This is a genomic window from Arenimonas sp. MALMAid1274 (assembly GCF_049195245.1).
GTDB lineage: Bacteria > Pseudomonadota > Gammaproteobacteria > Xanthomonadales > Xanthomonadaceae > Arenimonas.
Genome location: NZ_JBMIRR010000027.1, coordinates 1,119,388 through 1,142,220 on the forward strand (window position 1 = coordinate 1,119,388; position 22,833 = coordinate 1,142,220).

A 22,833-nucleotide genomic window follows, 5' to 3' on the forward strand; every position below is an offset into this window, starting at 1 on the left:
AGGCCGCGCGGAGAGTTCCGCGCGGCCCGGACGTGGCGACGAGGCTCAAGCCTCGGGCTGGGGCGGCGACGGTTCCGTGACGGCCGGGGCGGCGCCCTCGGCCGGCTCGGCCGCTTCGGCGGCATCCAGCGGCTCGATCACGTCCACCCGCTCGACCGCGATCAGCTCCTCGTCGGCCGCCACCCGCATCAGGGTGACGCCCTGGGTGTTGCGGCCCACCTGCGACACTTCCGAGGCGCGGGTGCGCACCAGGGTGCCCTGGTCGGAGATCAGCAGGATCTCGTGCTGTTCGGTGAGCTGGATCGCGCCGACCAGCGCGCCGTTGCGCTCGCTGGTCTGCAGCGCGATGACGCCCTGGGTGCCGCGGCCCTTCTTGGGGTAGTCCTCGACCGGGGTGCGCTTGCCGAAGCCCTTGGCGCTGGCGGTCAGGATGTCGCCATCGCCATCGACGACGATCATGCTGACCACCTTGGCGCCCTGCCCTTCGTCGTCTTCCTTCAGGCGCATGCCGCGCACGCCGGTGGCGGTGCGGCCCATCGAGCGCACTTCGGACTCGTCGAAGCGCACGGCCTTGCCGCTGCTGGCGAACAGCATGATGTCGCGCTGGCCGTTGGTCAGCTGCACGTCCACCAGGCCGTCGCCCTCGTCCAGGTTGATGGCCCAGATGCCGGTGCTGCGCGGGCGCGAGTATTCCGACAGCGGCGTCTTCTTGACGGTGCCGTCGCGGGTGGCGAAGAACACGAAGTGGCTTTCGTCGAACTCGCGCACCGGCAGCACGGCCTGCACCTTCTCGCCTTCCTGCAGCGGGATCCAGTTGATGATCGGGCGGCCGCGCGAGTTGGGGCCGGCGTCGGGCAGCTGGTAGACCTTGAGCCAGAACACGCGTCCGGTGCTGGTGAAGGTGAGCAGGGTGTCGTGCGTGTTGACGATCCACAGCCGGTCGATGAAATCTTCTTCCTTCACTGCGGTGGCCGAGCGGCCCTTGCCGCCGCGCTTCTGGGCGCGGTAGGTGGTGAGCGGCTGGCGCTTGGCGTAGCCGGCGTGCGACAGCGTGACCACCACGTCTTCCGAGGCGATCAGGTCGAGGATGTCGAGGTCTTCCTCGCCCGGGCGGATCTCGGTGCGGCGCGGGTCGGCGTATTCGTCTCGCAGCGTGCGCAGCTCGGTGCGGATGACCTCGAGCAGGCGGTCGGGGTTTTCCAGGATGTGGATCAGGCCGCGGATGGTTTCCAGCAGCTGCTTGTACTCGTCGGTGAGCTTTTCCTGCTCCAGGCCGGTGAGGCGGTGCAGGCGCATCTCGAGGATCTGCTGGGCCTGGATGTCGCTGAGCTGGTAGCCGCCCGGCTGCATGCCCAGGCCGGGCGCGAGGTCCTCGGGCCGGGAATCGTCGGCACCGACGGCGCCGAGCAGCGCGCCGACCAGGCCGGGCTCCCAGACGCGGGCCAGCATGCGCTCCTTGGCCACCGTGGGGTTCTCGGAGGTCTTGATCAGCTCGATCATCGCGTCGATGTTGGCCAGCGCGACGGTGAGGCCCTCGAGGATGTGGGCGCGGGCGCGGGCCTTGCGCAGCTCGAAGATGGTGCGGCGGGTGACCACCTCGCGGCGGTGCCGGATGAAGGCCTCGAGCATCTGCTTGAGGTTGAGCACCTGCGGCCGGCCGTCGACCAGGGCCACCATGTTGATGCCGAACACCGATTCCATCGGCGTCTGCAGGTAGAGGTTGTTGAGCACCACTTCGGCCGACTCGCCGCGCTTGACCTCGATGAAGACGCGCATGCCGTCCTTGTCGGACTCGTCGCGCAGCTCGCTGATGCCTTCGAGCTTCTTTTCCTTCACCAGCTCGGCGATCTTCTCGATCAGCCGGGCCTTGTTCACCTGGTAGGGCAGCTCGGTGACGATGATGGCCTCGCGGCCGCTGTCCTCGTTGACCTCGACCTCGGCCTTGGCGCGGATGCGCACCCGGCCGCGGCCGGTGTGGTAGGCGGCATGGATGCCGGCGGCGCCGTTGATGATGCCGGCGGTCGGGAAATCCGGACCGGGCACGTACTGCATCAGGTCGCCGATGCTGGTTTCCGGGTCGTCGATCAGGGCGATGGTGGCGTCGATCACCTCGCCCAGGTTGTGCGGCGGGATGTTGGTGGCCATGCCGACCGCGATGCCGGCCGAGCCGTTGACCAGCAGGTTCGGGAAGCGCGCCGGCAGGACCGTGGGCTCCTCTTCCTTCTCGTCGTAGTTGGGCTGGAAGTCGACGGTTTCCTTGTCGATGTCGGCCAGCAGCTCGTGGGTGAGCTTGGCCATGCGGGCTTCGGTGTAGCGCATGGCGGCGGCGGAGTCGCCGTCCACCGAGCCGAAGTTGCCCTGGCCGTCGATCAGCATGTAGCGCAGCGAGAAGGGCTGGGCCATGCGCACCAGGGTGTCGTACACCGACTGGTCGCCGTGCGGATGGTATTTGCCGATCACGTCGCCGACGATGCGCGCCGACTTCACGTGGGGCTTGTTGCTGTGCGTGCCCAGTTCGTTCATCGCGAATAGGACGCGGCGGTGCACGGGCTTGAGGCCGTCGCGGACATCCGGCAGGGCGCGGCCGACGATCACGCTCATGGCGTAATCGAGGTAGCTCTTGCGCATCTCGTCTTCGAGGTTTACCGGGATGATTTCCTTCGCCAGATCTGCCATTCGTCTTCCGTTTCTCGAGAGGTCCGGGGCTGTTTTCCGGCCCGGTCCGGACTGCCTGCACGCCGGGGATTCCAGCGTGCCCTGCAAGCGTGAAATGATACCACGCACGCACCCCGCAAAGCCTTGTTTTCCATGGTCAAGATCCTCCGATGAGCCCGCCCGCAGCGGGCTCCGCACCGCCCCTCCCGCAAGCCCCGTTTTCTGCGTCCTGGCGCTCCGTCGCCGGCCTGCTGCTGGCCCTGCTGGCGGTCAAGGCCGTGTGGCTCTGGGGCGACCCGGGCATGCGGGTCTTCATGGGCGACTCCGGCTCCTACCTGCATTCGGCGCTGACCGGCTGGATTCCGACCGACCGCTCGTTCACGTACGGCTGGCTCGTGCGCCACAGCGCGCTGGCCTGGCAGTCGCCGATGGCGCTGGTGCTGCTGCAGACCGGCGCCGGGCTCGCCAGTGGCCTGCTGCTCTTCTGGCTGCTGCAGCGGCGGCTGGCCGTGGGCGCAGGCCTCGCCGCAGCCGCGGCCCTGCTGCTGGCGCTCGACCCGCTGCAGTTGCTGTACGAGCGGATGATGATGGCCGAAGCCGCCGGCAGCCTGGCCCTGGTGGGGCACGTGGCGATGTTGGCGGCCTTTGCCAGCTCGGGACGCTGGCGCTGGATGGCGCTGGCTGCCGTGGCCGGCATCGCGGCGGTGAGCCTGCGCTTCAGCCTGCTGCCGGTGGTGGTCGGCCTGGCAGCGACCGTGCCGGTGGCGGTGGCGCTGTGGGGTCCGCGGCGTGGTCCACGCTGGCGGTCCTTGCTGCTGCACCTTGGCGTGGCCGCGATCACCACCTTCGCGGCGCACCAGGCCTACACGCGCTACTACGGCCAGCTGTTCGGATCCGAGCCGACCTACCTGCAGGCCCGCGGCATGATGCGCATCGGCCTGGTGGCCCCGCTCGTCCGCGCCGAGCATTTCCGCGACACCGGCGTACCCGGCACCGTCCTGGACGAAGTGAAGCTGGACCTGCGCGACCCACGCCAGCGTGAGGCCCACGTTTGGCATCCCGAGGGCCTGTATGCGGCGCTGGCGCGCCATACCGGCGACCCGGAACGCGTGGCGCGCAAGATCACCAGCCGCGCCCTGCGTTCCGACCGCTGGGCGGTGGTGCGCCTGGGCCTGGTCAACCTGTCGGATTATTTCGATGCGCCCCTGCTGCAGCACCGGCTGCAGGACGACCTGGGCCGGCGCGCACCCGACCCCGGCATGGTGGAAGCGCTGCGCGAGCACCTGGGCTACGACTATCGCGGCGTTGCCGAAGGCCGCACGCCCGTCACGACCTGGTTCGAGGCGGGGTGGCCCTGGATGCTGGCTTGCCTGTTCGGCCTGGCACCGGTGGCCACGCTGGCATTGCTGCTGGGGTGGCGTTCACCGCAGCGTGCGCCGCTGGCCGTGCTGTGGCTGGCTTCGATGGGCCTGGTCGCCAGCCTCGCGCTTTTCTCGCACATCCCGTCGCTGCGTTACCTGCACCCGCTCCCGTTTTTCATGCTGGCCAACCTGGCGGTCGTGGCCGACCAGCTGCGGCGCCGGCGTCAGGGACCGGGCGTGGCCAGGTAGGCCAGCATCTTTTTTTCGCGGCGGCCGCGCGTGACCGTATCAAGCACCAGTCCGGCCGTGAGCGACAGGCCGGCCATCAGCGCCAGGCCGGTGGCGAGGATCGCGGTGGGAAAGCGCGGCACCAGGCCGGTGTCGAGGTAGGTCGCCACGACCGGCGCGGCCAGCCCCAGCGACAGGCCCGCCAGCGCCAGGGCCGCCAGCCCGTAGAAAGGCAGCGGCCGCTCGGCGACGTACAGGCGCAGGATGGTCCACAGCACGCGGCAGCCATCGCGCCAGGTGCTGAGCTTGCTCACCGAGCCTTCGGGGCGCTCCTTGTACGGCGTGTCCACTTCGCTGATCGGCATCGCCAGCTCCAGCGCATGCACGGTGAGTTCGGCCTCGATCCCGAACCCGGTGGACAGCACGGGGAAGGATTTCACGCAGCGCCGCGAGAGCGCGCGGTAGCCGCTGAGGATGTCCTTGCAGGGCCGGCCGAACAGCCAGGAAAGGAATCCGGTGAGCAGACGGTTTCCCAGCACGTGGCCGGGCCGGTAGGCCAGTTCCGCCGTGGAGACGCGCACGCCCACGACCATGTCGGCGCCGTGCTCCAGCACCTGCCGCACCAGCTGCGGCGCGCTGGCGGCATGGTAGGTGTCGTCGCCGTCCACCATCAGGTATACGTCGGCCTCGACGTCGGCGAACAGGCGGCGCATCACCTGCGCCTTGCCCTGCAGGCCGACGTGCCGCACCTGCGCACCGGCGGCGCGGGCCAGGTCGCCGGTGCCGTCGCGCGAGTTGTTGTCGTAGACGTAGACCTGCGCGCCGGGCAGCGCGGCCTGGAAATCGGCCACCACGCGGGCGATGGTGACCGCCTCGTTGTAGCAGGGCACCAGCACCGCGATGCGCGGCGACATCAGGCGTTCCCCGCGCCGAACACCGCGCGCATGGCCGCCGCATCGGGACGCTCCACCACGCCCCTCTCGGTCACGATGGCATCGATCAGGCCGGCCGGCGTCACGTCGAACACGGGATTCCATGCCGCCACGCCCTCGGCGACAGTCCGCGTGCCCGACATGGACAGCAGTTCGGCCGGATCGCGCATCTCGATCTCGATCGACTCGCCGCTGGCGGTGTCCATGTCCACGGTGGACGACGGCGCCACCACCATCACCTTCAGGCCATGGTGGCGGGCGGCGATGGCGTGGGAATAGGTGCCGATCTTGTTGGCGGTGTCGCCGTTGGCGCAGATGCGGTCGGCACCGACCACCAGCCACTGCACCTGGCCCGACTTCATCAGGTGGGCCGCGGCGCCATCGCCGATCAGCGTGGCCGGGATACCGTCCTGCAGCAGTTCCCACACCGTCAGGCGTGCGCCCTGCAGCCAGGGCCGGGTTTCGCTGGCGAATACGCGCTCGATGCGGCCTTCGGCGACGCCGGCGCGGATCACGCCCAGCGCCGTGCCGAAGCCGGCGGTGGCCAGCGAGCCGGTGTTGCAGTGCGTGAGCACGCCGCTGCCGGGCGCGATCAGCGCCGCGCCCAGCGCGCCCATGTAGCGGTTGGCGGCCAGGTCTTCGGTTTCGATGGAGCGCGCTTCGGCTTCCAGCACGGCCAGCCAGTCGCTGCCGGCCGTGGCCAGGGCGCGACGCAGCCGGGCCAGCGCCCACATCAGGTTCACCGCGGTCGGACGCGCGGCCTTCAGCCGGTCCAGGGCGGGCGCCATCCGGGCCAGCGCCTCGGGACCGTCGGCCGCGACCGTGCCCTGCCCCGCCAGCACCGCGCCCCACGCGGCCGCGATGCCGATGGCCGGGGCGCCGCGCACCACCAGGTCGTGGATGGCCCGGGCCACGGCATCGCTGTCGGCGCAGTCCACCATTTCCACGGCGAAGGGCAGCTTGCGCTGGTCGAGCAGCGTCAGGTGGTCACCCTGCCAGCGGATCGGGCGGATGCGGTCGTAGCGGTCGAAGTCCATGTGTAGGTCCAGGGGGCGCAGGCCGATGCCGGAGTTTACCAAGGCCGTCGCCGCGTTATGCTCCGGGCCATGAGCCCACGCCCTGCGCCCGCGTCCCGCCGCAAACCCGTGCTGGTCGACACCGGCATCGAGCCCCTGCTGCATGCGGCCTGCGTCAAGGCCGGCGCCGGCGCCGCGCTGCAGGTGGGCCTGGACCGGGTGCCGCTGCTCAAGCCCTTCCTGCCCACGCGGCTGCGCAGTGCGGGCAGCAGCGAATCGGCCGAGGACATCCAGCGCCGGCTGGTGCAGGCGATCTACCGGCGCTACAAGCTCAAGCCCGCCGGCTGGGAAATCGAAGGTGTGCTAGCGGTGGCTCAGACCCAGGCCGTGCTGAGCCCGCTGGCCACGCGCGAAGGTTTGCGCACGCTGCTGCGGGGCTGGCTGCCGGCGGCGGTGAGCACGCCGCTGATGCGCTACACGCCGCTCGAACCGCTGGTGACCGCGACGGTGCGCGCGATCGCCGCCACCTGGGCCGCAGGGCGTTACGCCGACAGCGTGTGCCGGCTGCGCAAGGCCGGCGCCGACTGGCTGCCGGCACCGCTGGCGGGCGCGCTGAACCTGGCTCCGTCCAAGCTCAAGGCGTGGAGCGCCGAAGCGCTGGCACTGGCGATGCCGCCGCTGAAACTGGCCAGCGCACTCGGTCGCCAGCTGACCCAGGTGGTCGCGCCCCAGGCGTTGAAACCAGCGGCCAAAAAAACTTCGCCGCGCAAGCGCGCGGCGAAGTCAGTGTCCGGCTCGCGGGCCAGGACTCAGTAGACGCGGAACTCGGCGCGGCAACCGCGCTCGACCCAGATGCCGTCGCGACGGAAGCCCCAGCTGTAGTTGAACTCGCAGCGGCTGTCGCTCAGACGCCGGACGATATCGGCGCGGCGCACGCCACCGGGCACGCGGCAGAAGCGCGGGCGGTCATCCTGCGACTCGCACCGGATCACCTGCGCACCGCGGTTGTAGCCCGGGCGGTAGCCGTCGTCGTAGCCCGGGCGGCCATAACCGTAGCCGCCGCCAACCTCGAAGCGTGCGCGGCAGCCGCGCGTGACCCAGATACCGCGGCGGTCATAGCCCCAGGTACGGCCCTCGATGCAGGGCGAGCGCGAGTCCTGCTGCACGATGCGCACGCCGCCGCGGGTGTCCACGTTGCAGCGACGCGTGCGGTCGTCGTTGGACTCGCAGCGCACGATGCCGGCGCTGCCGTAGCGCCCGTCGTCGTAGTAGCGGCCCTGGGCCGACGCCGCCAGCGGCAGCGAGGCCGCCACCAGGGCAAGCAGGGAAACGAGGATGCGGCTCATGGTCTGGTCTCCGTCGCGTCGGCCACCCGGCCGCTCGGTTCGAAATCTAGGGCCTGCAGGATGAATCGACGGAGAATCGGGCCGGCCCCGGCCGCCGTTGCTTACCGGCTGTTCATGCCCGGTCGAACGGAAAGGCCAGCACGTCGGCGATGCGGTCGGTGCCCAGCAGCGCCATCATCAGCCGGTCCATGCCCAGGGCCACGCCGGCGCAGTCGGGCAGCTTGCCCAGGCTGGCCAGCAGGCGTTCGTCCAGCGCCGGCAGCGCCGCGTTGCGTTCGCGGCGACGCGCCAGGTCGGACTCGAAGCGCTGGCGCTGCAGGCCGGGGTCCTTGAGTTCGTGGTAGCCGTTGGCCAGCTCCAGCGGCCCCAGGAAGGCCTCGAAGCGCTCGGCCACGGGCGGCTCACCCTCGCGGATGCGGGCCAGCGCGCACTGGCTGGCCGGATAGTCGTACACCAGCAGGATGCGGTTGCTCGGGATGGTGGGCTGGATCAGATGCGTCATCAGCAGATCCAGCCAATCGTCACGGGTCAGTCCCGCCGGATCGATGCCGTACACGCCCAGCGGCGAGCGCAGGTCTTCCTCGGGCGCGGTGAACACGTCCAGCCCGAAGCTGTCCTGATAGAGCTGTCGGAAACTGGTGTCGCGCACCGTGGCGCGGCGGCCGGCCAGGGCCAGCGCGGCCTTGATCAGTTCGGCCGTCTCGTCCATCAGCTGATGGTGGTCGAAGCCGACGCGGTACCACTCCAGCATCGTGAAGTCGGGGTTGTGGCGCTTGCCGGCCTCGCCATTGCGGAACACGCGGCCCAGTTCGTAGCAGTCGCCGACGCCGGCAGCCAGCAGGCGCTTGAGCGGGAACTCGGGCGAGGTGCGCAGCCAGCGCGTGGCTTCGCCGGCGCTGCGCGCGCCATCGAACTGCAACGCGAAGCTTTCGATATTGGGATCGGTGTTGCCGGCGCTTGAAAGCACGGGTGTCTCCACCTCCAGCACCTTGCGCTCGGCGAAGAAGCGACGCACCAGCGCGTACAGTTCGGCACGCAGGCGCAGGGCGCGGATGTTGGCGGTGGGTTTCCAGTCCTTCATGGGATTACTTTACGCCCGGCCCGCGCAGGCCGGATGCGCCGGACTCAGGGCGCCGGGTGATCGTTCAGGAAGGCCAGCAGCCGCGCCTCGTCCCAGACTTCCACGCCCAGCTCCTCGGCCTTGGCAAGCTTGGAGCCGGCGGCCTCGCCGGCGACCACGAAGCTGGTCTTCTTCGACACGCTGCCCGAGACCTTGGCGCCCAGGGCCTGCAGGCGATCGCCCGCCTCGTCGCGGCTCATGGCCGACAGGCCGCCGGTCAGCACCACGGTCTTGCCCGCCAGCGGGCCCTCGGCCGAACGCTGCGGCGGCCCCTCGGGCCAGGTCACACCGGCGTCGCGCAGGGCCTGCACCACCTCGCGGTTGTGCGCTTCGGCGAAGAAGCCGGCGATGCGCGCGGCAACCACCGGCCCGACGTCGGGCACCTCGACCAGGGCGGCTTCACTGGCGTCCATGATCGGATCCAGGGCGCCGAAGTGCCGGGCCAGGGTGCGGGCGGTGGATTCGCCCACGTCGCGGATGCCGAGCGCAAACAGAACGCGCTCCAGCGTGGTCTGGCGGCTGTCGGCGATGGCGCCGACCAGGTTCTCGGCCCACTTGCTGGCCACCTTCCCGGCCTTCACCGTCTCGGGCACGGTGTCGTCGCGCTCGTCGGCAAGCCGCTTCATCTCCAGGAACGCATCCAGGGTGAGCGTGTAGAGATCGGCCACGGTGCGCACGTAGTCGAAGTCCACCAGGGCTTCGATGAAGCGTTCGCCCAGGCCCTCGATGTCCATCGCGCGGCGCGAGGCGAAATGCACCAGCGCCTGCTTGCGCTGCGCCGGACAGAACAGGCCGCCGGAGCAGACGATGGCCGCGCCTTCGGCGTACTCGATGCCGCCGGCCTTGGTCGAGCGAAGCACCTTGCGCACGGCTTCCGTATGCGAGCCGCAGGCCGGGCAGGTTTCCGGGAAGACATAGGGCGCGTGCAGCGGCTGGCCAGCCGCGTCGCGTGGCCGCTGGTCCTCGATCACGCGCACCACTTCCGGGATCACGTCGCCGGCGCGGCGCACGATCACGGTGTCGCCCACGCGCACGTCCAGGCGCGCGATCTGGTCGGCGTTGTGCAGCGTGGCATTGGTGACGGTGACGCCCGCCACCTGCACCGGCGCCAGCCGCGCCACTGGCGTGAGCGCGCCGGTGCGACCAACCTGGACCTCGATCGCCTCGACGGTGGTCAGCTGTTCCTGGGCCGGGAACTTGTGCGCGATCGCCCAGCGCGGCGCGCGCGAGACGTAGCCCATCGCCGCCTGCTGGTCGTAGCGGTCGAGCTTGTAGACCACGCCGTCGATGTCGTATGGCAAGCCGTCGCGGCGCTGGCCCAGGCGCGCAAAATACGCGAGCAGGCCGGAAACGCCCGACGCCACCGCCACCTCCGGCGACACCGGAAAGCCCAGCGCCTTCAGCGCCTGCAGCATGGCCGAATGGGTGTCCGGAAGTTCGAAGCCGGCGGTGACGCCCAGGCCGTAGGCGTAGAAGCTCAGCGGGCGCGCAGCCGCGAGCCGCGGATCGAGCTGGCGCAGCGAACCGGCGGCGCCGTTGCGCGGATTGGCCAGCACCTTGCCGCCGGTGTCGCGCATGCGCGCGTTGTAGGCCTCGAAGCCGGCGCGCGGCATGTAGACCTCGCCGCGCACCTCCAGCACGGCGGGCGCCGCGGATCCGGTGGCCTCGCGCCGAAGCGTGAGGGGAATGGCATGGATCGTGCGCAGGTTTTGAGTGACGTCCTCGCCGGTGGCGCCGTCGCCGCGGGTGGCCCCACGCACGAACACGCCGTCTTCGTAGCGCAGGCTGATCGCCAGCCCATCGAGCTTGGGCTCGACCGAAAACGCGGGATCGGCCACGCCCAGCTGTCGCTCGATGCGCTGCACGAACTCCCGCACTTCCTCGTCGCTGAAGGCGTTGTTGAGCGACAGCATCGGCTGCTCGTGCACCACCTGCTCGAAGCCCGGCAGGATGCCCGCGCCGACCCGCTGGGTGGGCGAATCCGGCGTGCGCAGTTCGGGATTGGCCTGCTCCAGGCCCTGCAGTTCGCGCAGGAGGGCATCGTACTCAGCGTCCGGGATCGCCGGGTCGTCGAGCACGTGGTAGCGGTGGTTGGCGTCTTCCAGCAGGCGCCGCAGTTCGGCAGCGCGGGCGGCGGCGGCGGTCATCGCGGTCGCCTCAGCGGGTGGTGCGCAGGTCCCACTTCTGCTGCTTGCGGTCGTAGTTGCGCAAGTCCTCGCGGATGTGGGCGATGCGCTGGCGGCCCAGGGCGTTGCGCTCCTCATCCAGCAGCACGCCGTCGAGCAGTTCGGCCATGCGCTGGGCCGTGGGCAGCATCGCGTCCCAGGCGTCCAGCGCGGGCATCGGGCCCGGCAGCGCCATGAAGAAGCTGATGCCCGGCGTGCGCAGGTCCTGGATCTGGGTCATGTCGAAGGAACCGGGCTTGACCAGGTTGGCCACGCTGAAGATCGGGCCCTGCTCGGGGTGGTTGTCCACCAGCCGGTGGAAGATGTTCATGTGGCCGTAGACCAGGCCGGCCTTTTCGGCCGCGACCACCAGGTCCGGGCCGCTGAGCACCTGGCCCGCGCGCGCGGCCAGGAACAGGCTGACCACCTTGTCGAAGCTTTCGTCGGGTCGCGCGCCGGGCAGCGGTGCCGGGTGCGGGCGACGGTCCGGCACGGGCTCGCCGGCCAGGGTCTTTTCCAGCAGGTCGAGCTCGGACTGCTCGATCGCGGCGGCGTCGCCGCCGGCGCCGGCATCGGCTTCCATCAGTTCGCGCAGCGTCGGCTCCTGGCGCGGACCGCCGGTCTCGCGCTGGGGCGCCGTGCGCTTGCCCTGCTCGGGTTTCTTGCGGCTGGTGAGCAGGATCACCGCGAACAGGACCAGGGCGGCGACGCCGATGGCGATGCGAAGCAGCGCGGTTTCGCTGAGTCCGTCGAGCATGGCGTTCCTCCCTGGTTGCCGTCACGGCCCCGCGAAGGCGGCCTGCTGCGAAATGATGCCCGAATTCTGCGGCGAGGTCAGGCCGCACCGACCAGGCGGGTGGCCTCGGCCAGGTCCACCGACACCAGGCGGCTGCAGCCGGGCTCGCGCATGGTGACGCCGGAGAGCTGCTTGGCGGCTTCCATCGTGGCCTTGTTGTGGGTCACGAACAGGAACTGCACCTTCTCGCTCATCTCGGTGACCATCGCGCTGAAGCGGCCGACGTTGGCCTCGTCCAGTGGCGCGTCCACCTCGTCGAGCAGGCAGAACGGCGCCGGGTTGAGCCGGAAGATCGCAAACACCAGGGCCACCGCGGTCAGCGCCTTCTCGCCGCCCGAGAGCAGCGAGATGTTGCTGACGCGCTTGCCGGGCGGGCGCGCCATGATCGAGACGCCGGTGTCGAGCAGGTCTTCGCCGGTCAGCTCGAGGTAGGCGTGGCCGCCGCCGAACAGGCGCGGATAGAGCTCCTGCACGCCGGCGTTGACGCGGTCGAAGGTTTCCTTGAAGCGGCCGCGGGTTTCCTTGTCGATCTTGCGGATCGCGCCTTCCAGGGTTTCCAGCGCCGAGGTGAGGTCGTTGTTCTGGGCGTCGAGGTAGGTCTTGCGCTCGCTCTGCTCGCCGTATTCCTGGATCGCGGCCAGGTTGACCGGCTCGAGCCGGCGCATCTTGGCGTCGATGTCGGCCAGCGACTTCTGCCAGCCTTCCAGGTCGGCCTTCTCCGGCAGTGCCTGCAGCACGTCCTCCAGCACCAGGCCGGCGGCCGCGATGGCCTCCGACAGCTGGCCGGCGCGCAGGCTCAGGGCCTGCTCGTCCATGCGGCGGGCCGAGATCGCCTCGCGCTGCGCCAGCGCCTGCTGGTCGCGCTGCTGGCGGGTCTGCTCGTAGCCGCGCATTTCGCTTTCGATGCCGTCCAGCGCCGAACGCGCCGCGGCCAAGTCCTTCTCGACGATCACGCGCTGGTCCAGCGCAGCCTGGCGCTCGGCCTGCAGCGCCACCACCGGCGCATCGCCGTCGGCCAGCTGGGCCACCAGTTCATTGAGGCGAACCTCGAGCTGGGCCTTCTGGCTGCCCATGCGGGCCAGCGACTGGCTGAGCGCGATCACGCGGGCGCGCTGCGATTCCAGGGTCAGCGCCAGCTGGTGGGCGGCGTCGCGCGCCTCGCGGGCGCTGGTGCGGGCGGCGTCGCGCTGTTCGCCGAAGCTGCGGCGCTCGGCGTCCAGGCGCTGGCGTTCCGACTCCAGGTCACCCATCTTGCCGACCGCCTGTTCAAGGCGGGCGCGGGCTTCGCGGGCGTTGGCCTGCGACTCTTCCAGCGTGGTGGACAGGGTGCCCAGTTCGGTGTCGATGCGGGCCACGCGCGCCTGCGCCGATTCCAGGCGGCTCTGCTGGCCCTGCAGCTGGCCGGCCAGCTCGGACACGCTGCGGTGCGCCAGGTACAGCGAGCGCTGCGCATCCTCGCGATGCTGCTCGGCTTCCAGCAGGCGGTCGCGCATCGAGGTCAGACCCTCGTTGAGCTGCTGTTCCTTCTTGCCAAGCGCGTCGATCTCGGCGCGCAGGCTCTGGATCTCGCGTTCGCGGCCCAGCGCGCCCTGCTGCGATTCACCGCTGCGCAGCACGCGCAGCCAGCCCGCACCCAGCCATTCGCCGGTGCGCGTGATCACGGCCTCGCCGTGGCCCAGCGCGATGCCGCGCGCCTGCGACGCCGAATCCACCGCGTGGATGCCCGCCAGCAGGCGGCGCACGGCCGCAGGTCCCTGCACCTTCGCCGCCAGCGAGCCGGCCGGCACGTCCACTGCTTCCTGGCTGCCGCTCACCAGGGCCACGCGGCCCTGGGCCAGCCCGGCGATGGCCTCCAGCCATTCCGCCGGCGCGTCCACGGTGACGGCTTCCAGCAGGCTGCCGAGCACGGTCTCGACCGCGGTTTCCCAGCCGGCCTCGACCTGCAGCGCCTCGCCCAGGCGGGTGTTGCCGGCGATGCCCTGCGACTTGAGCCAGTCCAGGGCCACGTTCTTTTCCTGGCCCAGCGCGGCATGCTGCAGCGCCTCAAGCGAGGACAGGCGGCCACGCGCGGCCTGCGTCTGCTTGCGCACGTCCGCCAGCTCCGCCTGCTGGTGGCGCTGCTGTTCCTGCAGCGCGGTCAGCGACGCCTTGCGCTGCTCGAGCACGGTGCCCAGGCCATCGAGCCCGGACTTCTGGCTGTCGTGGTCGGCCACCAGCCTGGCCAGCGCCTCGGTGACGGCGCTGGTGTCCAGCCCGCTGCGCTCGCCCGACAGGGCCTCGCGGCGGCGGCCGGCGTCCAGCGCCTGCTTTTCCAGGTATTCGATCTTGGTGCGCTCGACCTCGGCCCAGCGCGCGGCCTCGGCCTGCGCCTTGGCGTAGGTGTCCCAGCGCTGCTGCCAGTCCTGCAGCGCGGCCTCGGCGGCACGCAGCGCCTCCTGGCGGCCGGCGTCCTCGGACCGCAGGGCTTCGAGCCGGGGATCGGCGGCGGCGATGGCGTTGTGCAGTTCGGCCAGCTGGCGCTCGTCGCCGCTGATGTGTTCCCCGACCTGGGCGAAGGCCGCGTCGGCCTCGGCGCGCGCCGTCTCCAGGCGCTGGCGCAGTTCACGCTGGTGCTGGATCTGCTGCTCGATGCGGGCCAGTTCGCCGCCCACGCGATAGACCTCGGCCTGGGCCTTGCCCAGCGCCTCGCTGGCTTCGCCGTGCTGGCTGCGGCAGGCCTCGATCTGCGCTTCGGCCTGGCGCTGGTCGGCCAGCAGCGCCTGCAGCTTGATCTCGTCCTGGGTCAGGGTCTCGTGCAGCGCCTTGAGGTCGCCATCGTAGCGGCGGAACTCCAGGGCCTTCAGCTGGGCGTCCTTGTTCAGGCGTTCGCCCTGCAGGGCTTGATACTGCTCGGCGGCGCGGGCCTGGCGCTTGAGGTGCTCGAGCTGCTTGTCCACTTCCTCGCGCAGGTCGTTGAGGCGGTCGAGGTTCTCGCGGGTGGCCTTGATGCGCGATTCGGTTTCCTTGCGGCGCTCCTTGTACTTGGAGATGCCGGCGGCCTCTTCGAGGTACACGCGCAGGTCTTCGGGCCGGGCCTCGATGATCTGGCTGATCATGCCCTGCTCGATGATCGAGTAGCTGCGCGCGCCCAGGCCGGTGCCCAGGAACAGGTCGGTGATGTCGCGGCGGCGGCAGCGGGCGCCGTTGAGGTAGTAGTTGGACTGGCCGTCGCGGCTGACCATGCGCTTGACCGAGATCTCGGCATAGCGCGCGTACTCGCCGCCGATGCTGCCCTCGGAGTTGTCGAACACCAGCTCCACCTGCGCCTGGCTGACCGGCTTGCGGGTGGACGAGCCGGAGAAGATCACGTCGGTGAGCGAGTCGCCGCGCAGGCGGCTGGCCGAGCTTTCGCCCATCACCCAGCGCACGGCGTCGATGATGTTGGACTTGCCGCAGCCATTGGGACCGACCACGCCGGTCATGTTGGTCGGCAGGTGCAGCACCGTGGGGTCAACGAAGGATTTGAAGCCGGACAGCTTGATGGTGGAAAGGCGCATTCGTCAGGGTTCTCAAGCAGCCGGCCAGTGGTCGCCGGCCACGGGGCGCGCAGGGCGCTCCGCCGCAGGGTCGAAGGGAAGCACGCGTGGGGGTCTGCAGCCCGGGCCAAGGGGTTGATTCCATTGGCATAGCGCGGTCCCCGGCACGCGGCCGTGGGCCAGTATACCAGCGGTGCCGGGCGCCCTCGCCCACCGGCCGCGCGGGCCGGGCTTCAGGCTTCGGCCGGGGTCCGGGCCTGGATGGACAGGGCGTGGATGTCGGTCTGCATCAGGTCGCCCAGCGCGGCGTAGACCAATCGGTGGCGCGCCAGCGGGGCCTTGCCGGCGAAGGCGTCGCTGACGATGACCACCGCGAAATGGCCGCGGCCGTCGCGGGCACCGGCGTGGCCGGCGTGCTTGTGGCTCTCGTCCACCACGTCGACGTGGCCCGGTGCAAAGGCCTCTTCCAGCAGGGCCCGGATCGCCTGCGGCCGCTGTGCCGGGGCCAGGCTCATGGCAGCACCGGCCGGAAGGGATAGACGTCCGCACGGACGTACACGCCGGCATCGAGATACGGATCGGCGGCGGCCCAGGCGCGCGCTTCCTGGATCGAGCCGAACTCCGCGACCACCAGGCTGCCGGTAAACCCCGCCGGACCCGGATCTTCGGCATCGATGGCCGGCAGCGGACCCGCCAGCTTGAGCCGGCCCGCATCGCGCAGTGCCTCCAGCCTGGCCAGGTGCGCCGGACGCGCGGCCTTGCGGCCTTCCAGCGAATTCGGAGCATCAATGCCGTGGATCACGTACCACATGGGGCTGGGCCATTTGATTGCGGGCCTGCATGATAGCGGCATGAGTGAGCGACTAAGCGTCCATCCCGTCAACCCGCAATCGCGCCTGATCGACAAGGCCGCGGCCGTTCTGAAGGCCGGCGGCCTGGCCCTGGTGCCCACCGATGCGGGCTATTCCCTGGTCTGGAGCCTGAACGGCAAGGACGCCGAGGACCGGGTGCTGCGCCTGCGCGAACTGGACAGGAAGCATCCTTTCACCTTACTCTGTCGGCAATTGAGTGAGGCCGGCCGCCTGGCCCGGCTCGACGATCCGGCCTTCCGGCTCCTGCGATCGCTGACCCCCGGACCCTGCACTTTCATTCTTCCGGCCTCAGCGGACCTGCCCAAGCGCATCAAGAACAGCGGCCGAAGCAAGCGCCGCGACATTGGCATACGCCTGCCCGACCACGTGGTCACGCGGGCCCTGCTGGAAGCGATGGGCGAGCCCTTGTTGTCGACCAGCCTGGTGTTGCCGGACGAGGTGGATCCGGTCAGCCACGAGGCCGAAGTGGTGGCCGAGCGCTGGTTGCGCTGGGCCGACGTGATGCTGGATGCCGAGGACTGCGAGCCCGGCCCCACCAGCGTGGTGGACTGCACGGGCGACGAGCCCGAGGTCGTGCGCCAGGGGTTCCATCCCGTGACACTGTGAGTCACCTATCCATGAGTCTTTGATGAGCGAACCGACCGCGATCCCAGCGGAGCACCCGGCGTTCCCGGTGCCGCCCCAGCAGCAGGAAATGCCCCTGGCCGTGTTCAAGGGCCAGCCCGTGCTGCAGATGCCGCAGGACCTCTACATCCCGCCGGATGCGCTGGAGGTGATCCTGGAGGCGTTCGAGGGTCCGCTGGACCTGCTGCTCTACCTGATCCGCCGCCAGAACCTGGACATCCTGGACATCCCGGTGGCGGAGATCACCCGCCAGTACGTCGACTACATCGGCGTGATGGAGGACCTGCGCTTCGAGCTGGCCGCCGAATACCTGGTCATGGCCGCCATCCTGGCCGAGATCAAGTCGCGCATGCTGCTGCCCCGCCCGCCCAGCGAGGAGGGCCTGGAGGCCGACCCGCGCGCCGAGCTGGTGCGCCGCCTGCAGGAGTACGAGCGCTTCAAGAAGGCCGCCGAGGACATCGACGAGCTCGACCGCCTGGACCGCGACACCCACGTGGTGCATGCCCACCTGCCCGAGCGCGCCGCGGTCAAGGTGCCGCCGCCGGTGGACCTGCGCGAGATGCTGTTGGCCCTGCGCGACGTGCTCAAGCGCGCCGACCTGTTCACCCACCACGCCATCCGGCGCGAGGCGCTCAGCGTCCGCCAGCGCATGGGCGACGTGCTGGGCCGGCTCTCGGACGGCAAGTTCCACGCCTTCGAAAGCCTGTTCAACGCCGAGGAAGGTCGCCTGGGCGTGGTGGTGACTTTCCTGTCCATCCTCGAGCTGGCCAAGGAACAGCTGCTTGAGATCGTGCAGGACCCGCCGCCGGAACACGCCAGCCTGCAGGGCCCGCGCCCGGTGCTGGCGCCGATCTACCTCAAGTCGCTGGCCGCCGGCGACGGCGAACCCGAACTTCCCGACCCCACCTCGGACGGCGGCGATGATGCCCTCGCCTGATACCGGAACCTTCGAATCCATGGATCCAAGCCTGATCAAACACATCGTCGAGGCGGCCCTGCTGGCCTCGCCGCAGCCGCTCACCCTGGCCCAGCTGGCCGGCCTGTTCCCCGAAGAGGAGCAGGCGCCGCCGGGCGCCATCGAACAGGCCATCGCCGAGCTGCGCGCCGGCGACGCCGACCGCGGCGTGGAGCTGGTGGAGGTGGCCTCGGGCTTCCGCTTCCAGGTCAAGGCGACCGTGCACGGCTGGGTGGCGCGCCTGTGGACCGAGCGCCAGACCAAGTACACCCGCGCCACGCTCGAGACCCTGGCGCTGATCGCCTACCGCCAGCCGATCACGCGCGGCGAGATCGAGCAGATCCGCGGCGTCAGCGTCAACGCCAACATGATCAAGATGCTGGAGGAGCGCGAATGGATCCGCTCGGTCGGCCATCGCGACGTGCCCGGCCGGCCCGAGCTGTTCGGCACCACCAAGACCTTCCTGGACTATTTCGGGCTCAAGAGCCTGGATGAACTGCCGCCGCTGGCCGAGCTCAAGGACATCCCCGAGCTCGAACCGCAGCTGCCGTTCGACATGAACCCGCCTGGCGTCGCCAACGCCGCGCTGCTGGCCGAGCTGGAAACCGGCGAGCTGCCGGACGGCGACGACGGCAGCCTCGACGACGAGGCCGACCTGGCCAACGACGATGGCGACGAAGACGAAGTACTGAACGACGATCCCGCCGTCGAGACGACGACCGGGCAATCCACCGATGAGGCCGGCGACCACGCCGAGCCGGAGCAGAAGTAATGAGCGACAAGATCAAGAAAACCCTGTCCCTGAAACTCAAGGGCAGCGAACCGGCGACCGCCAAGGTCGAAGAGCGCCTGCACAAGGTGCTCGCCCAGGCCGGCCTGGGCTCGCGCCGCGCGCTCGAGGAGCGCATCGCCCAGGGCCTGGTGAAGGTCAACGGCGCCGTGGCCCAGACCGGGCAGTCGGTGAAGGGCGGCGACCGCATCGACCTGGACGGCAAGACCTTCGTGGCCACCGCGCTGACCGAGCCGGCCAGCGTGCTGGTGTACAACAAGCCCGAAGGCGAAGTGACCACGCGCGAAGATCCCGAAGGCCGCCCCACCGTGTTCGAATCGCTGCCGCGCCTGAAGGGTGCGCGCTGGATCGCGGTCGGCCGCCTGGACATTAACACCACCGGCCTGCTGCTGCTCACCACCGACGGCGAGCTGGCCAATGCGCTGATGCATCCGTCCAGCGGCATCGCCCGCGAATACGTCTGCCGCATCCATGGCGAGGTGCCCGACGACGTGGTCGAGCGCCTGGCCAAGGGCGTGCAGCTCGAGGACGGCGCCGCCAAATTCGACGAGATCGAGCGCATCGGCAGCTCCGATTCGCACGCCTGGTTCAAGGTGGTGCTCACCGAGGGCCGCAACCGCGAAGTGCGCCGGCTGTGGGAGTCGCAGGGCTTCAACGTCAGCCGCCTCAAGCGCGTGAAGTACGGCAGCGTGCACCTGCCGCGCCTGCTCAAGCGCGGCCACTGCGAGGAAATGACGCCCGAGGCGGTGGAAAAGCTGCGCGCCCAGTTCCGCCTGGAAGACAACCCGCCGGTGCTGACGCTGCAGCCGGTGATCGGCCAGCGCAAGTCGCGGCCCACCGAGATCCGCGTCGGCAAGGACCGCAAGCAGGCGTCCTACGTCAACGGCGCGGTGGACGACGAGGCGCGCGAGCTGCGCCGGTTCGACACCTTCCGCGAAGACAAGCCCGGCGGCCGCGGTCGTGGCCGGCCCGGTGCCGGTGCCGGCAAGCCTTACGCGGGCAAGGGCAAGCGCGGTCCCGGCAAGCCCTTCTCCGGCCCGATGGGCGCCGATGCGCCGCGTGGCGCGCGGCCCGGTGGCCCGGGCGGTCCCGGCGGCAAGCCCTTCCGCGGCGGCAAGCCGCAGGGCGGTCCGCGCGACGACAACTTCGGCAACCGCGTCGATGGTCCGCGCGGTCCGCGGCCCGGTGCCGGTGGTGGCTTCGCCGGCAAACCGCGCGGCCCGCGCGGCGACGCGCAGCCCACGCACAATTCCAATGCCCACGACAGCAATCCGGCCGCGTTCCGCAGCTGGTACGTGCCCGAGGGCGTCGAGACCGGTTCCAAGGTGGCGCCGCCGCGCGGCCAGCGTCCGGCGGGTCGTCCGGCCGGTCCGCGCCCGCAGGGTGCGCCGCGTCCGTTCAACGAGCGGGGCCCGCGTCCGCAGGGTGACGGTCCCTACGGCCAGCGCGGTCCGCGCGGTCCCAAGCCGGCCGCCGATGCGCCTTACGGTCACTCGCGGGGTCCCGTGGGTCCGCGGGGTCCGAAGCCGGCGGGCGGTAGTCCCTACGCGGGTCCAGGCAATCGGGGTCCGCGCCCGCAGGGCGGCCAGGGTCCGCGCCCGGCCGACGGCAATCGCGGTCCGCGCAAGCCGGGTCCGGGCGCGCCGCCGCCGTTCAAGCGCAAGCGTCCTGAAGGCCTGCCCTCGGACGACTGAGCGCCGCCATGTCCGACCCCGAAACGCGCTGCCTGGACCGTGACTGGTTCTATCCGTTCCGACTCGCGTCGGGGCGGGTGACCCGCACCTACGTCAGCGCGGAGGTGGCGAAGATCCACGACACCCGCCTGCAGATGCTGCAGGCAGCGGTGCAGGCGCATTTCGGCGCCGATGCCTCCGGACGCAGCGCGGTGGACCTGGCCTGCCATGAAGGCTGGTTCTCGCAGCAGGTTTCGGCGCTGGGCTTCGCGCCGGTGCTGGGCCTGGATGCGCGCGAACAGCACGTGGCCGATGCGCGTCTGGCCGCGCAGGCCTGTGGCGCCAAGCACAGTCTGGTCTTCCGGCAGCAGGACGTGCACGCGATCACCGCCGGCGAGCACGGCCAGTTCGACCTGGTGCTGTGCCTGGGCCTCATCTACCACCTCGAGAATCCGGTAGGCGCACTGCGCGTGGCGCGTGCCCTCACCCGCGCCGGCGGCCTGTGCCTGGTCGAGACCCAGGTGGCGCCGGGGCTGTCGGGCCATATCGATTACGGCCACCACACCTTCGTCAAACCCGTCACCGGCAGCTTCGCGATCGTGGACGAAACCGACGAGACGCACGGTCCGGAAACCTCCACCACCGGCATCTGCCTGGTACCCAGCCTCGACGCGCTGCTGTGGATCCTGCGCAAGGTCGGCTTCGCGCGGGTGGAGTTGCTGCCCGTGCCGGACGATGGCTACGAGCAGCTGCGGCACCACAAGCGGGTGATGGTGGCGGCCTACGCCTGAGCCGGTGGCTCAGCGCAGTTCGAACGCGTCCGCGTCGAGCTGGGCCGGGAACCGTTCGCGGTGCCCGGCCAGGGCCTCGGCCGACAGCGTGGTGGTGGCCACGCGCACCTGGTCATCGAGTTCCACCAGCGGCTGCCCCAGGAAATCCAGCGCAACGCTGTCGCCGCTGTAGCCGTGGCCGTTGCCGTCGGTGCCGACGCGGTTGACCGCGGCGACGTAGCTCAGGTTCTCGATCGCACGCGCGCGCAGCAACGTCTGCCACGCGTAGCGGCGCGGGCTGGGCCAGTTGGCGACGAACAGCAGCAGGTCGTAGTCGAACCGCTCCGGCGCTTCGACCCCGAAGCGATTGCGGATGAAGACCGGAAAGCGCAGGTCGTAGCAGACCAGCGGACACACCCGCCAGCCCTTGAGGTCCAGCGTGAGGCGATCGCGACCGGCCGCATAGCGCTCGTGCTCACGCGCCATGCGGAACAGGTGGCGCTTGTCGTAGTGGTGCAGGCCGCCTTCCGGCGTGGCCCACAGCAGGCGGTTGTAGACGCCCTGCTCCGTGCGCAGCTGCACGCTTCCGGTCACCACGGCGCCGAGGCGCCGGGCCTGGTCGCGGATCCAGGCCACGGTCGGCCCCTGCATGTCTTCGGCCTGCGCCAGGGCGTCGTTGCTGAAGCCGGAGGTGAACGTTTCCGGCAGCAGCACCAGGTCGGTGGCGCCGGCCAGCGGCGCGATCAGCTCGGCATACATCGCGCGGTTGCCCGCCGGGTCGTGCCAGCGGGTGTCGCCCTGCACCAGGGACACGCGCAGGTCGGGGCGTGCCGCGGACGTCGCGCTCATATGCGCGCCAGCCTTTCGATCGCGGCGTCGAGCGTGGATTCCACCTTCGCGAAGCACAGGCGCGCCAGGCGCTGGCCCGGCGGCGGCGATTCGTAGAACGGCGACAGCGGGATCGCCGCCACCCCCTTCTCGATGGTGAGCCAGCGGCAGAATTCGGCGTCGGGCAGGTCGCTGATGGCCGAGTAGTCCACCAGCTGGAAATAGCCGCCCGGCACCGGCAGCGGCTGCAGGCGCGTGGTCTGCAGCTGCTCGCGGAAGCGGTCGCGCTTGGCCTGGTAGAAGGCGCCCAGGCCCTCGTAGTGTTCCGGCTCCTGCTCGATCATCGCGGCGAACGCCCACTGCGCCGGGGCGAAGGTGCAGAAGGTGTTGTACTGGTGCACCTTGCGGAATTCGGCGCTGAGTGCCGGCGGGGCAATGGCGTAGCCGATCTTCCAGCCGGTGCAGTGGTAGGTCTTGCCGAAGCTGGAGATGACGAAGGCGCGTTCGGCCAGTTCCGGGTAGCGCAGCACGCTTTCGTGGCGGCGGCCGTCGAAGATGATGTGTTCGTACACCTCGTCCGACAGCAGCAGGATGTCGGTGCCGCGCAGGAGGTCGGCCAGGGTCGCCAGGTCGTTGGCGTCCATCATCGCGCCCGAGGGATTGTGCGGCGTGTTGGTCATCAGCAGGCGCGTGCGCGGCGTGATCGCGTCGCGCACGCGCTGCCAGTCCACCGCGAAGGTGACCGGGTCCAGCGGCACGTGCACGGCGCGGGCGCCGGCCAGGTCGATAGCGGGCTCGTAGCAGTCGTAGCACGGGTCGAGCACGATCACTTCCTCGCCCGGGCGCACCACGGCGTGGATGGCGTTGAAGATCGCTTCGCTGGCGCCGCTGGTGACGGTGACTTCGGCATCGGCGTCGACCTGGCGGCCGTAGCAGCGCAGGGTCTTGGCGGCGATGGCCTGGCGCAGGGCCGGGATGCCGGTCATCGGCGCGTACTGGTTCTTGCCTTCGGCCATCGCCCGGGCCAGCTCGTCCACCAGCCGCTGCGGCACCGGGAAGTCCGGAAAGCCCTGTCCCAGGTTCACCGCCTTGTGGTCCAGCGCTAGCTGGGACATCACGGTGAAGATGGTGGTGCCCACCTTGGGCAGCTTGGTCTGGGGCGTCATGGCGGCATCCGCGGGGCGTGG

18 protein-coding genes and 1 pseudogene are annotated in these 22,833 nt (G+C 70.4%); 7 read left to right on the forward strand and 12 right to left on the reverse strand.

Annotated features, from left to right (window positions below; genetic code table 11):
- Positions 1 to 45: 45 nt before the first annotated feature.
- Positions 46 to 2,676 (reverse strand): DNA gyrase subunit A, encoded by a 2,631-nt coding sequence (gene gyrA, locus ACOQFR_RS13805; RefSeq protein ID WP_421382850.1) that lies wholly within the window; start codon positions 2,674 to 2,676, stop codon positions 46 to 48.
- Positions 2,677 to 2,825: 149 nt separating this feature from the next.
- On the opposite strand from gyrA, the gene ACOQFR_RS13810 reads away from it, so the two are divergent.
- Positions 2,826 to 4,265 carry a hypothetical protein gene (locus ACOQFR_RS13810; protein ID WP_421382852.1) on the forward strand — a complete coding sequence of 480 codons (1,440 nt, stop codon included), beginning with the start codon at positions 2,826 to 2,828 and terminating at the stop codon, positions 4,263 to 4,265.
- On the opposite strand, the gene ACOQFR_RS13815 is transcribed toward ACOQFR_RS13810, so the two are convergent.
- Together ACOQFR_RS13815 and mtnA are read right to left on the reverse strand one after the other, a co-directional pair.
- Positions 4,241 to 5,158, reverse strand: coding sequence for a glycosyltransferase family 2 protein (locus tag ACOQFR_RS13815; protein ID WP_421382854.1), 918 nt, complete (start codon positions 5,156 to 5,158; stop codon positions 4,241 to 4,243). The two genes, ACOQFR_RS13810 and ACOQFR_RS13815, sit on opposite strands and share 25 nt — an antisense overlap.
- Positions 5,158 to 6,213 carry an S-methyl-5-thioribose-1-phosphate isomerase gene (gene mtnA, locus ACOQFR_RS13820; protein ID WP_421382856.1) on the reverse strand — a complete coding sequence of 352 codons (1,056 nt, stop codon included), beginning with the start codon at positions 6,211 to 6,213 and terminating at the stop codon, positions 5,158 to 5,160. The genes ACOQFR_RS13815 and mtnA overlap by 1 nt, the downstream gene beginning before the upstream one ends.
- A gap of 69 nt (positions 6,214 to 6,282) precedes the next feature.
- On the opposite strand from mtnA, the gene ACOQFR_RS13825 reads away from it, so the two are divergent.
- The gene (locus tag ACOQFR_RS13825; RefSeq protein WP_421382858.1) at positions 6,283 to 7,008 is read left to right on the forward strand and encodes a hypothetical protein; all 726 of its coding nucleotides are present in this window, start codon (positions 6,283 to 6,285) and stop codon (positions 7,006 to 7,008) included.
- On the opposite strand, the gene ACOQFR_RS13830 is transcribed toward ACOQFR_RS13825, so the two are convergent.
- The 7 genes from ACOQFR_RS13830 to ACOQFR_RS13860 form a co-directional block, all read right to left on the reverse strand.
- Positions 7,002 to 7,538 carry a DUF3011 domain-containing protein gene (locus tag ACOQFR_RS13830; protein WP_421382860.1) on the reverse strand — a complete coding sequence of 179 codons (537 nt, stop codon included), beginning with the start codon at positions 7,536 to 7,538 and terminating at the stop codon, positions 7,002 to 7,004. The genes ACOQFR_RS13825 and ACOQFR_RS13830 overlap by 7 nt on opposite strands.
- A gap of 112 nt (positions 7,539 to 7,650) precedes the next feature.
- Positions 7,651 to 8,619, reverse strand: coding sequence for an EF-P lysine aminoacylase EpmA (gene epmA / locus ACOQFR_RS13835; RefSeq protein WP_421382861.1), 969 nt, complete (start codon positions 8,617 to 8,619; stop codon positions 7,651 to 7,653).
- Positions 8,620 to 8,663: 44 nt separating this feature from the next.
- Entirely contained in the window at positions 8,664 to 10,805 is a 2,142-nt protein-coding gene (ligA, locus tag ACOQFR_RS13840; RefSeq protein WP_421382863.1) for an NAD-dependent DNA ligase LigA, read from the reverse strand.
- Between the two features lie 10 nt (positions 10,806 to 10,815).
- Positions 10,816 to 11,580 (reverse strand): cell division protein ZipA, encoded by a 765-nt coding sequence (gene zipA, locus ACOQFR_RS13845; protein WP_421382864.1) that lies wholly within the window; start codon positions 11,578 to 11,580, stop codon positions 10,816 to 10,818.
- A gap of 77 nt (positions 11,581 to 11,657) precedes the next feature.
- On the reverse strand, positions 11,658 to 15,155 hold the full coding sequence (gene smc / locus ACOQFR_RS13850) for a chromosome segregation protein SMC (protein WP_421382866.1): 3,498 nt from the start codon (positions 15,153 to 15,155) through the stop codon (positions 11,658 to 11,660).
- A 212-nt stretch (positions 15,156 to 15,367) separates the two neighbouring features.
- Positions 15,368 to 15,649, reverse strand: a complete 282-nt coding sequence (locus tag ACOQFR_RS13855; protein ID WP_421382868.1) for a BolA family protein — start codon at positions 15,647 to 15,649, stop codon at positions 15,368 to 15,370.
- Positions 15,646 to 15,945 carry a YciI family protein gene (locus tag ACOQFR_RS13860; protein WP_421382870.1) on the reverse strand — a complete coding sequence of 100 codons (300 nt, stop codon included), beginning with the start codon at positions 15,943 to 15,945 and terminating at the stop codon, positions 15,646 to 15,648. The genes ACOQFR_RS13855 and ACOQFR_RS13860 overlap by 4 nt, the downstream gene beginning before the upstream one ends.
- Positions 15,946 to 15,985: 40 nt before the next feature.
- Between ACOQFR_RS13860 and ACOQFR_RS13865 the strand changes: the two genes are divergently transcribed.
- The 5 genes and pseudogenes from ACOQFR_RS13865 (at position 15,986) to ACOQFR_RS13885 (ending at position 20,839) form a co-directional block, all read left to right on the forward strand.
- Complete coding sequence (locus ACOQFR_RS13865; protein WP_421382872.1) at positions 15,986 to 16,612, forward strand: L-threonylcarbamoyladenylate synthase; 627 nt, start codon at positions 15,986 to 15,988, stop codon at positions 16,610 to 16,612.
- A gap of 22 nt (positions 16,613 to 16,634) precedes the next feature.
- Positions 16,635 to 17,567: a segregation and condensation protein A gene (locus ACOQFR_RS13870; protein ID WP_421382874.1), complete on the forward strand. Its 933-nt coding sequence runs from the start codon at positions 16,635 to 16,637 to the stop codon at positions 17,565 to 17,567.
- A 19-nt stretch (positions 17,568 to 17,586) separates the two neighbouring features.
- Positions 17,587 to 18,138: pseudogene (scpB, locus tag ACOQFR_RS13875) on the forward strand (SMC-Scp complex subunit ScpB); the annotation flags it as partial.
- Between the two features lie 218 nt (positions 18,139 to 18,356).
- Positions 18,357 to 20,069 (forward strand): pseudouridine synthase, encoded by a 1,713-nt coding sequence (locus tag ACOQFR_RS13880; RefSeq protein WP_421382876.1) that lies wholly within the window; start codon positions 18,357 to 18,359, stop codon positions 20,067 to 20,069.
- Positions 20,070 to 20,077: 8 nt separating this feature from the next.
- The gene (locus tag ACOQFR_RS13885) at positions 20,078 to 20,839 is read left to right on the forward strand and encodes a class I SAM-dependent methyltransferase (protein WP_421382878.1); all 762 of its coding nucleotides are present in this window, start codon (positions 20,078 to 20,080) and stop codon (positions 20,837 to 20,839) included.
- Positions 20,840 to 20,848: 9 nt separating this feature from the next.
- Here ACOQFR_RS13885 and ACOQFR_RS13890 read toward each other — a convergent pair whose 3' ends face one another.
- Positions 20,849 to 21,667: an amidohydrolase gene (locus ACOQFR_RS13890; RefSeq protein WP_421382880.1), complete on the reverse strand. Its 819-nt coding sequence runs from the start codon at positions 21,665 to 21,667 to the stop codon at positions 20,849 to 20,851.
- On the reverse strand, positions 21,664 to 22,812 hold the full coding sequence (locus ACOQFR_RS13895) for a pyridoxal phosphate-dependent aminotransferase (protein ID WP_421382882.1): 1,149 nt from the start codon (positions 22,810 to 22,812) through the stop codon (positions 21,664 to 21,666). The genes ACOQFR_RS13890 and ACOQFR_RS13895 overlap by 4 nt, the downstream gene beginning before the upstream one ends.
- Between the last annotated feature and the right edge of the window lie 21 nt (positions 22,813 to 22,833).